A 12,497-nucleotide genomic window follows, 5' to 3' on the forward strand; every position below is an offset into this window, starting at 1 on the left:
GTTCTGCGGCGGGGGAGGAGGTGGTGGCCCCTCGGAAGGCCCGGACCCCTGTCGACGGAGTCCGATCACACCGACCACCACGCTGCCCACGGCGATCACCCCGAGGACTCCCAACCAGAGTCCCCGCCCGATCCAGCCGGGACTCGACCCGGGGGGAAGGGTTTCCCGGGGCTGCTCGGAGGCACTTTCCGGCTGGATCCTCGGCAGTTCCGGGTTGTCCTCGCTCAGCAGCAGCGGCAGCGCCAGCACCGCGTGTCCGGTGGTGTCCACCGGGGTCTCGATGAAGGACTTCGCCGTGATGCCGAGCGAGGCGAAGTCCTTGCTGCCGGGCGTGTTCAGGGACAGGTTCGGCGAGTGGGCCACCTCGATGGCCACTCCACTCCAGTCCTCGCTGGTGCTGGAGGTGTAGGCCACGGTCACCCGCAGCTCCACCCACTTGTCGCAGACCTGGGCCGGGATCTCCGGGCCCCGGTTGGACCCCCGGTCGTGGTCACCGTCCTCCTGGGCGGACCCTCCTTGGTCGCTGCCTGAGCCGGTGCCGACCGAACTCCGCCCGAACATCCCGTCGCCGCCGTCGGTGAGCTTCCACCCGAAACAGAAGCCGTAGCGCCGCGCGGGCTCCACCAGCTCCTGCGACAGTTTCTCGGACTCCGTTCGGGTGAACCGGGGGATGGCCGTGCCCGAGTAGGTCTCGTACGCGTGGTACCTGCTGCTCTCGTTCCCCCAGAAACGCTGTTCACCCGGGTCGCCGAAACCGTTGGTGACGGCGAGGGTGACGAAGAGGGAGAGCACCCCGAAGACGAGCAGTCCCGCGCATCCGCATACGGCTTTGGTTATTCTCTGTTCGTCGCTCATTTACCCGACCCGGGACCTCCCCCTCGGAAACTCCGCCCGTGCGGGCTCGTCCACCCCCAGGCGCCCCCGACCACGTGGTGGTAGTGGCGGTAGGCCTGGTCGAGGTCCATCACGTGGATGACCGAGCCCCGCTTCCGGGGCTGCACGATCACCGCGTCGTCGTTGTAACGCAGGTAGACACCGGTCTCGTTCGTGTACTGGGTGATCGGTTCCCAGGCCTGGGCCACCGAGTTGGCCACCCTGCTCGGTGCTTTCCGGCTGGTGTAGGCCCGGTTGTCGTCGTCGCCGGGGCGGTCCAGCCGTTCCGCCCTGGTGTAGTGCTTGGCCACGTAGCCCCGTGGGCCGGTTCCGGTGGAGAAAACCGTCACCAGCGTGACGAGCAGCCCGAGCACCACCGCCGTCGCCGCGATGGCGAACCAGAATTTCGGTTTCATCGCCGTCGTCCGGCTCCTCTCATTCCGAAGCCGGGTAGACGCGCACGTCGTAACGGCTGAGTTCCTCGCCGAGGGCTGGTTCCCACTCGGCCCCGTCGAAGGACTCGAAGCCCAGCAGTGTGCCGTCGGAGGACTCGTAGTCGTGGTAGCGCACGCTGCCGCGTTCGTCGAGTCCGGTGGTGGCCTCGCTGCGGAAGTTCGCCGAGCCGGACTCCTCGGAACGGAAGGTGCGCCCGCCCAGTTCGAGGCGGGAGGGACCGGGTCGAGGCGGGTCGGTGTCCTCCAGCGGGGTCCACTGTGCCAGGACCAGGTCCGGGTCCTCCTCGACGGACAGCCACACCTGGGTGCCCTTGGCGTCGTCCAGCAGGTGTTCCGCCCAGTGCCAGCTGCCCTCGGACAGCCGCAGGGTCCCGCGGACGGTGTAGGACAGGCCGCGGATCTCCACGATGTCCCCGGCCTTGAGGCGGCGCGGGTCGCCGCGCAGCGCGTCCTGGTCTCCGGTGGCGAAGGGGTCCTGCGGTCGTGGCCGCTCTGGCGTGTGCCCGGAACGTTGTCGGCGCGCGAGGACGAGCACGACCACCGCGACCACGACGAGGACCACCACGATGATCGGGAGGATCACGAAGATGTTCACTGCCGCCCCTTGCTGTGGATGTCCACGGTCTCACCGGTCGCGCGGTAGCCTAACCACCACGCGCTCGGTTTGTCCTCCGTTCGGAGGAAATGATGCCGTGTTCGGGAGTGAGGATGTCCACGGGGCGTGGTTTCACCCGGTCAACATCGCCCGGCCGGGAGGGGCCCTCTCCGGCCGGGCGACGGAACCGGTCTCGTGAGTACGCCGGAGGCGTCACTCGGACAGCAGCTGGGCGCAGCGGATCAGTCCCAGGTGCGAGTAGGCCTGTGGGTGGTTGCCCAGCGAACGCTCGGCGATCGGGTCGTACTCCTCGGGCAGCAGCCCGGTCGGCCCCGCGTTGTTCACGAGCTGCTGGAACAGCTCCTCGGCCTCGGTGCGCCTTCCGGTGAGCAGGTAGGCCTCGACGAGCCACGTGGCGCACAGGTGGAACCCGCCCTCGGTGCCGGGAAGACCGTCGTCCCTGCGGTAGCGGTAGACGGTGGAACCACTGCGCAGTTCGGACTCGATGGCGGTCACCGTGGAGCGGAAGCGCTCGTCGGCGGGGTCGATCAGCCCGGAGAGCCCCACGTGCAGCGAGGCGGCGTCCAGGTCGGAGCCCTCGTAGGCGGTGGTGAACGCCTGGACGTCCGGGTGCCAGCCGTTCTTGAGCACGTCCTCGGCGATCTGCTCCCGCAGCTGCATCCAGCTCGGATCGGCGGAACGCCCGTACTGGGCGGCCAGTTTGAGTGCCCGGTCGATGGTGACCCAGCACATCACCTTGGAGTAGACGTGGTGACGCGGCACGTCACGTTCCTCCCAGATCCCGTGGTCGGGTTCGAACCACCGGCGGGAGACCGCCTCGGCCATGCCCTTGACCAGCTCCCAGTCGGCCTCGCGCAGTTCACCGCGGGCCACGGCCAGATCGGCCGCCAGCTCCACCACCGGGCCGAACACGTCCAGCTGTACCTGCTGGTCGGCCAGGTTGCCCACGCGCACCGGGCGGGAACCCGCGTAACCGGGCAGGGTGTCGATCACCGCCTCGGGACCCAGGGTCCCCCCGGCCAGCGAGTACAGCGGGTGCAGCCGTTCCGGACCGGGCAGGCTGTCCATCACCCGGTGCAGCCAGTCGAGGAAGGCCTCGGCCTCCTCGGTGGAGCCGAGCGAGACCAGCGCCCGGGCGCTCATCGCGCCGTCCCGCAGCCAGCAGTAGCGGTAGTCCCAGTTGCGCACCCCCCCGATCTCCTCGGGCAGCGAGGTGGTGGCCGCGGCCATGATCCCGCCGGTGTCGGTGTTGCACAGTCCCCGCAGGGTCAACGCGGAACGCGCCACCAGGTCGGGCTCCACCTCGGGCAGCCGCAGCTGCTCCAACCACGTCGTCCAGTAGTTGTTCGCCGCCGTGCGCCGCTGGGGCTCGGGCGTGTCCGAGGGGGCGAGTTCCTCGGTGCCGCAGCGCAGCTCCAGCACGGTCGGGGAGTCCTCCGACAGCTCCAGCTCGGCCTGGGCCGCCTCGTGCATCCCGTCGGAGCTGATCCGCCACTGCACACCGGGCGAGTACAGCACCATCGGCTCGGAGGTTCCGTGCACCCGCAACCCGCCGGGCTCGGCGGTGAGCCGCACCGGCACCTGCCCGAACTCGGGGCGCGGCACGAAGTCCACCACGGCCCGGGTGCTGCCGCTGATGACCCGGATCAGGTCGGTGTGGTGGGCGTCCCGGCCGTGTTCCAGGTAGTCGGTGACCAGCAGCCGGGACCAGCGGGTCTCCACCGTCATCGTTCCCGGCACGTAGCGCTGACCGAGGGGCAGCACGCTGCGGGGAGAACCGTTGCCGTTGTCGTACTGCGGCGTGGCCGGGCTGACGGAGAAGTGCCCGGCCGAGGGGCCGCCGAGCAGGTCGGCGAACACCGCCGCCGAGTCCGGCCCCGGATGACACATCCAGGTGACACGCGCGTCCGGGGTGAGCAGCGCCACGGTGCGCTCGTTGGCGAGCATGGACAGACGTTCGATGGCCGGGGCCTGCTCCCCGTAGAGCCAGGCGCGGCGCTCCTCCATCAGCATCGCCAGCACCGTGGCCACCCCGGTGGTGTCGGCCACGCGGTAGTGGGCGAGGGTGTCGCCCTCGCCGACCTTGATCCCGATGTCGGGGCCGGACAGGGTGCCGAACACGGTCTCGTCGGTGACGTCGTCGCCGAGGAAGATCGCCCCGGTGGAGCCGACCTGGTGGCGCAGCGCCTCGAAGGCGTTGCCCTTGTGTGTTTCCACCACGGCCAGTTCCATCACCGACTTGCCCTCGGTGACCTGCACACCTTCCCAGGTGGCCGGGCCGGAGCGGAGTTCGTTCAGCACCGCCTCGCCGACCTCCGGATCGGCGCGGCGCACGTGTATCGCCACACTGGCGGGTTTCGGTTCGAGGATGACGCCGGGCTGGTCCCGCGTGATGTCCTGCACGCTGCGTTGCAGCTGGGTGCGCAGCTGGGTCGTGTCCGGGTCCAGCTCGTGGACGAATCCGACGTCGAACTCGGAACCGTGGCTGCCGACCAGGTGGACCTCCGCGGGAAGCCGGGAGAGGGTGGCCAGGTCACGCAGCGCCCTGCCGGAGATGACCGCGGTGGTGGTGGTCGGCAGCGCCGCCAGGGAACGCATCGCGTGGACCGATTCGGGCAGGGGCTTGGCCTGGCTCGGATCCCCCACGATCGGTGCCAGGGTGCCGTCGTAGTCGCAGGCGACCAGCAGCCGAGGTGTGCGCGCGAGCTGCACGATCATGCGACGAAGCTCGGCGGGGAGGGCTTCGGCGGTCAACGCCACACTCCTGTTGAGGTCGTCGGGTTGGTATGAGGGCGGGATCGACCCTGGTGGAGGTGTGCTCGTCGGCCCCGTCGGGGGTGGCCTCCTCACACGGTGACCCCCGCGGGTCGATCCGGTGCGTCGTTATTGACGTGATGGTTCAGCCGGCTCTAAAAGTCTGTTCCGGAGTCGGCTCGCGTGCCCGGTGGGCCGTCCTCCGCCCGGACGGTGCACTGCCCGGTGGGGCGTTCCGGTTCTCCGGGTCGAGGGTGTGGCCCGGTACCCGGTCCGGTTCGGCGGGCGGCGTTTCTCCCGAGCCGCGTCGTGCTTCGGGACGGCAGGCGTTCCGGGCGCCCCGCAGCTCGGGAACGGAGCACGGACCCGGTGGGCCCGGGGAACGTGCCCCGTGCCGGCCGTGCCGTGTTCCGCCCGTCCGAGGAGACGTGCCGTGGAGGCGCCGAAGAGGTCCTCCGGGAACCCGGACCCGGTTCGGCGGGCGCGGTTCCGGGGGAGGGGTGCGGGTTCGCGGCGGGACACGGAGCGCTCGCGCTCCCCGCGTGCTCCGCCGTGTCGCGGCGCGTCGAGCTCACTGCCCGGAGCCCATCGCCCCGCGGAGGCCGAGCACTCCACCGAGAACATTCCGAAAGGCCTCTCTAAGCCTGCCGTCGCTTACTCTAGCCGGTCGGCGAAGCCCCCAGCGCCTCGAGGAACGACCGCGCCCAGCGGTCGACATCGTGCGTGAGCACTTGCCTACGCAATGCACGCATCCTACGGCGGCCTTCCGCGTGATCGATGTTCAGGGCCGCGAGCATCGCGTCCTTGACCCCGTCCAGATCGTGCGGGTTGACCAGCAGCGCGCTGGTGAGTTCGGCGGCCGCGCCCGCGAACTCACTCAGGACAAGACTACCCCCGAGGTCGTTGCGGCATGCCACGTACTCCTTGCAGACCAGGTTCATGCCGTCACGCACCGGAGTAACGATCATCACGTCGGCGGCGCAGTAGAAGGCCACGAGGTCCTTGCGGTCGACCGAGGTGTGCAGGTAGTGCACGGCGGGGTGGCCGACCCGCCCGAACTCGCCGTTGATGCTGCCGACCTTGCGCTCGATGTCCTCGCGCATCTGCTTGTAGTGCTCGACGCGTTCCCGGCTGGGGGTGGCGACCTGGATCATCGCCACGTCCTCCACCGTGGCGTGGCCCTCGGCCAGCAGCTCGTACATGGCGTCGAGCCGCACGTCGATCCCCTTGGTGTAGTCCAACCGGTCGACGCCGAGCATGATCTTGCGCGGGTTGCCGAGTTCGGCGCGGATGGCCTTGGCGCGCTGCTGGACCTCCTTGGTGCGGGCCAGCTGGTCCAGCTCGCCGGAGGCGATGGAGATGGGGAAGGCGCCGACGCGCACCACCCGGTCGCCCACCCGCACCACTCCGGGGCGGGAGCGCACCCCCACCTGGGCGCGACTGGGCTCGAACCCGGCGAGTCTGCGGGCCAGCCACATGAAGTTCTGCGCCCCACCCGGGCGGTGGAAGCCGACCAGGTCCGCCCCGAGCAGCCCGCGCACGATCTCGGTGCGCCACGGGAGCTGCATGAACAGCTCGACGGGCGGGAAGGGGATGTGCAGGAAGAAGCCGATCCGCAGGTCCGGACGCAGCTCGCGCAGCATCGCCGGGACCAGCTGCAGCTGGTAGTCCTGGATCCACACGGTCGCCCCTTCGGAGCTGACCTCGGCGGCGGCCTCGGCGAACCTGCGGTTCACCCGGCGGTAGGCCTCCCACCAGGAACGGTCGAAGACCGGGGGGACCACCACGTCGTGGTACAGCGGCCAGAGGGTCGCGTTGGAGAAACCCTCGTAGTACTGCCGGAACTCGGACGAGGAGAGCCGCACCGGGTACAGCCGCATGTCCTCGTCGGTGAACGGTTCGACGTCGACGTCGGGGACACCGGGCCAGCCGACCCATGCTCCCTGCCGGGCGCGCAGGAACGGTTCCAGGGCGGTGACCAGCCCGCCCGGGCTGTGCTTCCACCGCTCGGTCCCGTCCTCCAGACGTTCCAGGTCGACCGGCAGCCGGTTGGCGACGACGACGAAGTCAGCTTTCGTGGGCGCGTTGCCCTTGGTCACCGGTCTGCCTCCTAGGTCGGTTCCTGAAATCGGTTACCCGTTGTCGAGACTAGCCAATCGTGATCGGGTTCGCGTGGTTCGAGCGACGCAACGGGGCTGCTCGCCCCTGATCACTCGTGCCGGGGATGTGCGGGGCAAACGCGGAATATTCCGGCGGTTTCCCCGGCGGTGGTCCGGTGGGCCGGTCACCGACGGCGGGCCGGTGTTCCGCCGCGTGGCGGCGTGCCAGGAGGTCCGGATGCCGGGTGCGGTCATGCTCAGTCCAACCTCCTTTCGGTGGGACGCAGTGGCCCGGACATGCGCGGTCCGGACATGCGACGTTCCAGCCGGCCGAGGCCGGTGCGCACGGGCTGGGAGAGGAACTCACCGAGCACCACGCCGGCGCCGAGGGCCAGACCGGTGGCCGCCGCCCCCATCAGGGTGGACAGTCCGGTGGGGTTGCCCTGCACCGAGAGCTCGTACAGCGCCCGGTAGGTGGCCAGACCCGGCAGCAGCGGCGCCACACCGGAGACCGCGACCACCAGGGCGGGGATGCGCAGCCTGCGGGCGACCACGCCGCCCACGAAACCCACGATGGTGGTGGCCACCGCCGAGGCGAGGATCGTGTTGACCTGGACCAGCGCCATGAGCTGGAAGATGCTGGCCGCGATGGCGCCGGCGGCCCCGGCCGCGACCAGCGGGCGGGGCGGGGAGTAGCTGGCCAGCGCGAAGCAGGCCGAGGTGGCGGCTCCCGCCATGGCCTGCAACGGGAGCTTGAGCAGTCCGGGCAGCAGCACCACACCTCCCCCGGCCTGTTCGAGGTCCAGCCCGCCGCCGAGCGTTTCGGGAGGCAGGATGCGCTGGGCCAGGTACAGCGAGAGCACCACACCGGAGATCAGCCCGGCCGAGGTCAGCGCCAGTTCGGCGATGCGTCCGGCCGCGGTGACGTTGTAGCCGGTGATGGCGTCCTGCATGGAGCCCACCACGGTCATGCCCGACAGCAGCACGATGATGTTCGCGGCCACCGCGAGCGCCGCGTTGGGCAGCACCCCGGTGGCGTAGAAGGCCAGGGCGACGCTGGTGGCGACGGCCCCGCCGACGGTCTGCTGGAAGAAGATGGGCAGGCCGCGTTGGTTGAGGAACCGGCCGACCCGGTCGACCAGGGCGGTGGCCCCGGCCGCGATCAGGGGGAGCTGGGGGATGGTGCCTCCGCTGAGCAGCACCGCCAGCGCGGCCGCCATCCCGGCCCAGGCCAGGGTGGCCACCCAGCGGGGGAAGGGGTGGGTGGCCCTGGCGATGGTCTCCAGCTCGGCGTAGGCGTCCGAGGTGGTGAGCTCACCGGAGGTGATGCGGCGGATCAGTTTCTCCACCTCGGCCAGGCGCGTGTAGTCCAGCGAACGGTTGCGGACCACCCGCAGGGAGGTGATGGGCAGGTTCTCGGTTCCCCGGTAGCACGAGACCGTGATGGAGGTGTAGATCACGTCCACTTCGCAGTGGGGGAGGCCGTAGGCGTCGGTGACGCTGGTGATGGTGGCGCTGACGTCGGAGGCGCCCACGCCGCTGGCCATCTGGATCTCCCCGATGCGCAGGGCGAGTTCCAGGACGAGGTGGACCGTGGAGTCGTCCGGCAGCGAGGGGCCGTAGACGACGTTGCGGGTCCCGACGGTTTCGGAAGGTTCGCGCCGCCGCAGCACACCACGTGCGCGCTGCGTGATTCCCACTGCTGTTGTGCCTCCTTGCCTGGCCTTGCGCGTGGAACGTCGACCGCGCTGTTCACCCCTGGAATCGGCCTCCACGGGCGCACTGTTGCACTTGCGAATGGTGTCGTCCGTCACCGGCTTCGGCGACCGATCGCCCCGGTGGGGCGGGAAGTGGAGAGGTCGAGCGCGCGTTCGTGCACGTCGTTCCGCGGGAAGGAACGAAGGAAGGTGCTTCGCCCCGACACCCGAGCGTACGCGTTCCCGGTCCGACGAGAGTGCGATTCACCGCATCGTGGGATGCCTGATCGGAGGTCTCCGGTGAGGTCGGTGAGGGTGCCGCGGTGGCGGGACCGGTGCCCGAGAGGGCTCCGGCGGGGGATTAGGATGGAAGGGGCGTGCGATCAGACACGCGTGCCGCTGTAGCTCAGTCGGTAGAGCACCCGCCTTGTAAGCGGATGGTCAGGGGTTCGAGTCCCCTCAGCGGCTCCGTTGTGACCTGGGATTTTGATTCAGGGGTTCCGCTTCGTCGGTTCTTGCGCCCCAGAACCCCTTGTTCTGGGTCCATGGCTCGTCGTTCGAAGGGCGCTCGTCGGCAACGGGGCACGATCGATCAACCGCCGAACGGTGCGCTACGAGTCCGGGTCTCGGCCGGTCTTGATCCGGTGACCAAACGGACCGGCACCGCGTTGCACCGTGGAGCGCACGGGATCATCCCCGCGCCTGCGGGGAGCACGTGCGCGTCGGCGAACATCTGCGCGACCGCGGGGGATCATCCCCGCGCCTGCGGGGAGCACAAGGGTGACGTGGGCACGGCGGTGTGCCGGGGCGGATCATCCCCGCGCCTGCGGGGAGCACCTCTTCGGTGAGGGTCTGCCGCACGGGCACCGCCCCCCACTCGGCGGGCAGGTAGTCGGGCAGGGCGGATCATCCCCGCGCCTGCGGGGAGCACTAGTCCAGCACCGTGTGCGCCAGCAAGCCACTCGGATCATCCCCGCGCCTGCGGGGAGCACCACCGGCGGCGACATCAGAATTCGATTCGACGAGGATCATCCCCGCGCCTGCGGGGAGCACCGCGGCACTGGGGTACGTGCGGTCAGCGACCAGGGATCATCCCCGCGCCTGCGGGGAGCACGCGTGCCAGCATCCAGCGAAGTAGTCCACCGAGGGATCATCCCCGCGCCTGCGGGGAGCACTCGTGCCGGTCGTTCGTGGAATCGGCCGGGGCGGGATCATCCCCGCGCCTGCGGGGAGCACGAGATGCGGCGGGCTGTCGAGGTCGCCACCGAGGGATCATCCCCGCGCCTGCGGGGAGCACGAGATGCGGCGGGCTGTCGAGGTCGCCACCGAGGGATCATCCCCGCGCCTGCGGGGAGCACTGCGGGGGCGGGTGTAACGGGGTCTCAGGAAGCGGATCATCCCCGCGCCTGCGGGGAGCACACTTGATGACCAGGCACTATAGCGCGGCCACAGCCGATTCTGCTTTGGTTTTGTCCAACAGCTCTGCCACCCAGCCTACTTCCGTTTGAACTTCCTGCGCCTCTCTCCCGACGCCTCCACACCGTCTCGGAGGAGATCGTGCCCGATCTCTCGGAGGGATTCCACTCCTGGGCGTCCGAGCCGACCACAGGCCCCCTGGACGGGCACGTAGTAGACACAGCCTGTCGACCGGCCCCGAGAACGCACTAACCATCCCACAACTCATCACCGACACAAGCGGAGACGTTCTCCGCGGAACACACCAGGATTGACCTTCACCAACCCCCGCCGATCACGCGGACCCTCCCCGCGTCCGCAGGGAGCACCGAGTCCGGTGATGCCAGCGAGCATCTCGGTGTGTGAGTCGGCACCGAACACGTAGTCGGTCTCGGCGACCTCGAAGTCCACCTGACGCACACGGCGTTGAGTGCCTGTCCGGGGCTCGGGCTGTCCTCGGTTCCTGCTGGTGAGCTGGACGAGATCAGTCGTATGACCTCCGAGGCCCATCGGCGTTACCAGTCCGCGCGCTACGCGGCCACGGCCATCATCCTGCTGAGTTTGATCATCAGCAGCCCGTCGGACCTGTCGCACCAGGGGGTGCTGTTTCTGGTCGGGTCGGTCATCGCCGGGCGGCGCAGTGATCGGGCCGAGGCCACCGACCGGTTGCGGCGGGCGCAGTACCTGGCCGACGCGCTGGGGCAGGACGGCAACTACGGCTGGACCGCGTTCGGGCCGACCAATGTGGCCATCCACCGGGTGTCCTCGGCGGCCGAGCTCGGCGATGCCAAGCACGCCATCGCCCTGGCGGAAGGCATCGACACCGAGGGGCTTCCGGAAGGCTTGAGCAGCCGGAGGGCGCAGGTGCACATCGACACCGCCTGGGCGTATTCGCAGCATCGTGAGGACGCGGCGGTGGTGGTCCCTCTGATGGAGGCTGAGCGGATGGCGCCGCAGGCGTTGCGCTACAACGTGATCGTGCGGGAGCTGCTGCGGGAGATGCTCAAGCGGGAGCGCCGGTCGGCCACCCCGGGGCTGCGGCCGCTGGCCCAACGTGCGGGGGTATTGCAGTGACCACAAGGGACAATCCGGTGGTGTATCTGATCGGCACGGCAGCGCCGCCGGTGCGGGAGCTGGCCGAACCGGTCGGGCTGCTGCGCGAGGCTGGCTGCGAGGTGTGCGTGGTGCTGAGCCCGACCGCCGCGAGCTGGGTCGAGGTCGATGCGTTGGCCGAGCGGACCGGTCATCCTGTCCGTGTGTGGCCCCGGCTGCCGGGTGAGCGCGATCCGCTGCCCCAGGCCGATGCCGTACTGGCCGCGCCGGTGACGTTCAACAGCCTCAACAAGATCGCGGCCGGTATCAGCGACACCCTGGCGGTGAGTCTGGTCAACGAGCTGCTGGTCAGCGGTGTGCCCACCACCGCCGCGCCCTGCGTGAAACCCGTGCTGCGCCGGCATCCCGTCTACCCGGCCAACGTTCGTCTGCTGGCCGATGCCGGCGTCCGGCTGCTCGACCCGGACACGCTCACCGGCCGCGGCACCGACGGCCTGGCCACCTTCGCCTGGAACACGGCAGTCGTTGAGTTTCTTGGGTGGGTGTAAGTGGTGTCAGGGAGCGGGTGGTTGTTGGTCGTGGGGTGTGGTGTGGGGGTAGGTTTGGGTGGTGGTTGTTTGACACAAACTGAAGCTATTTTGCTGTGTCGGGTTGTATAGTGCCTGGTCATCAAGTGTGCTCCCCGCAGGCGCGGGGATGATCCCCGCTGCGCCAGGTCGTAGTCCACCCGCACACTGTGCTCCCCGCAGGCGCGGGGATGATCCCTCGTCGTCGAGTACGACGGCCTCACCGCCCGGGTGCTCCCCGCAGGCGCGGGGATGATCCCCTAATCCGGCAAGTCTGTCTCCGGTCCAACGAGTGCTCCCCGCAGGCGCGGGGATGATCCGTCTGAGGATTGGCGGGCCGTGCACCGGTGGCGGTGCTCCCCGCAGGCGCGGGGATGATCCCTGGTGCCGATAGCAGCTCGTCTGTCAGCCGCGTGCTCCCCGCAGGCGCGGGGATGATCCGTAATCGACCACGATCCCCCCGAGTCCGGAGGTGTGCTCCCCGCAGGCGCGGGGATGATCCCTCATCGCCAGCATCGCGAAGGATATGGAGGAAGTGCTCCCCGCAGGCGCGGGGATGATCCCTGGTGCCGATAGCAGCTCGTCTGTCAGCCGCGTGCTCCCCGCAGGCGCGGGGATGATCCGCGGTCCCGCACCCCGTTCGAACTCCTCGACGAGTGCTCCCCGCAGGCGCGGGGATGATCCCAGATCCCGGTTCCCCCTCCGGAGCACCTCCGGGTGCTCCCCGCAGGCGCGGGGATGATCCCGGGACATTGTACCTGGTCACAGAGGGGGACAGGTGCTCCCCGCAGGCGCGGGGATGATCCGTTTGCTTGGATTGCCCCGAATCTGGGGCCGTCGTGCTCCCCGCAGGCGCGGGGATGATCCGTCTGAGGATTGGCGGGCCGTGCACCGGTGGCGGTGCTCCCCGCAGGCGCGGGGATGATCCC

General features: G+C 69.7%; 8 protein-coding genes, 1 tRNA gene and 2 CRISPR repeat arrays (1 of these 11 running past the window's edge). Of the genes, 3 read left to right on the forward strand and 6 right to left on the reverse strand.

From position 1 onward, the window contains the following. The 6 genes from CEP50_RS17335 to CEP50_RS17360 all read right to left on the reverse strand — a co-directional run. A partial coding sequence (locus CEP50_RS17335; protein ID WP_106114996.1) for a hypothetical protein occupies positions 1-855 on the reverse strand: 855 nt, incomplete at its 3' end. Further along, positions 852-1,289 carry a DUF4247 domain-containing protein gene (locus CEP50_RS17340; protein ID WP_106114997.1) on the reverse strand — a complete coding sequence of 146 codons (438 nt, stop codon included), beginning with the start codon at positions 1,287-1,289 and terminating at the stop codon, positions 852-854. The genes CEP50_RS17340 and CEP50_RS17335, both read right to left, overlap by 4 nt. Before the next feature lie 19 nt (positions 1,290-1,308). Beyond that, a complete protein-coding gene (locus tag CEP50_RS17345; RefSeq protein WP_106114998.1) occupies positions 1,309-1,923 on the reverse strand; it encodes a DUF4178 domain-containing protein in 615 nt (204 codons plus the stop codon). Positions 1,924-2,136: 213 nt separating this feature from the next. Next, positions 2,137-4,698, reverse strand: a complete 2,562-nt coding sequence (gene otsB, locus CEP50_RS17350; protein ID WP_106115013.1) for a trehalose-phosphatase — start codon at positions 4,696-4,698, stop codon at positions 2,137-2,139. Between the two features lie 659 nt (positions 4,699-5,357). Beyond that, entirely contained in the window at positions 5,358-6,797 is a 1,440-nt protein-coding gene (locus tag CEP50_RS17355; protein ID WP_106114999.1) for an alpha,alpha-trehalose-phosphate synthase (UDP-forming), read from the reverse strand. 257 nt (positions 6,798-7,054) lie between these two features. Next, positions 7,055-8,497 (reverse strand): threonine/serine exporter family protein, encoded by a 1,443-nt coding sequence (locus CEP50_RS17360; protein WP_106115000.1) that lies wholly within the window; start codon positions 8,495-8,497, stop codon positions 7,055-7,057. 392 nt (positions 8,498-8,889) lie between these two features. Here CEP50_RS17360 and CEP50_RS17365 point away from each other — a divergent pair. The 3 genes from CEP50_RS17365 to CEP50_RS17380 all read left to right on the forward strand — a co-directional run bounded on the left by CEP50_RS17365 (position 8,890) and on the right by CEP50_RS17380 (position 11,550). After that, positions 8,890-8,962: transfer RNA gene (locus CEP50_RS17365), tRNA-Thr, on the forward strand. A gap of 219 nt (positions 8,963-9,181) precedes the next feature. After that, positions 9,182-9,913: direct repeats of the CRISPR family, unit length 28 nt; unit sequence GGATCATCCCCGCGCCTGCGGGGAGCAC. A gap of 462 nt (positions 9,914-10,375) precedes the next feature. Beyond that, positions 10,376-11,023, forward strand: coding sequence for a hypothetical protein (locus CEP50_RS17375; protein WP_219905536.1), 648 nt, complete (start codon positions 10,376-10,378; stop codon positions 11,021-11,023). Further along, positions 11,020-11,550: a flavoprotein gene (locus tag CEP50_RS17380; RefSeq protein ID WP_106115002.1), complete on the forward strand. Its 531-nt coding sequence runs from the start codon at positions 11,020-11,022 to the stop codon at positions 11,548-11,550. The genes CEP50_RS17375 and CEP50_RS17380 overlap by 4 nt, the downstream gene beginning before the upstream one ends. 127 nt (positions 11,551-11,677) lie before the next feature. Further along, a CRISPR array of direct repeats spans positions 11,678-12,497; the repeat unit is 28 nt; unit sequence GTGCTCCCCGCAGGCGCGGGGATGATCC (it continues 121 nt past the right edge of the window).

Source organism: Actinopolyspora mortivallis (genome assembly GCF_003001495.1).
Taxonomy (GTDB): Bacteria; Actinomycetota; Actinomycetes; order Mycobacteriales; family Pseudonocardiaceae; genus Actinopolyspora; species Actinopolyspora mortivallis_A.

Excerpts from the sequence above, each read along its gene's own strand:
- CEP50_RS17340 (WP_106114997.1), bottom strand. The coding sequence starts at position 1,289 with ATGAAACCGAAATTCTGGTTCGCCATCGCGGCGACGGCGGTGGTGCTC.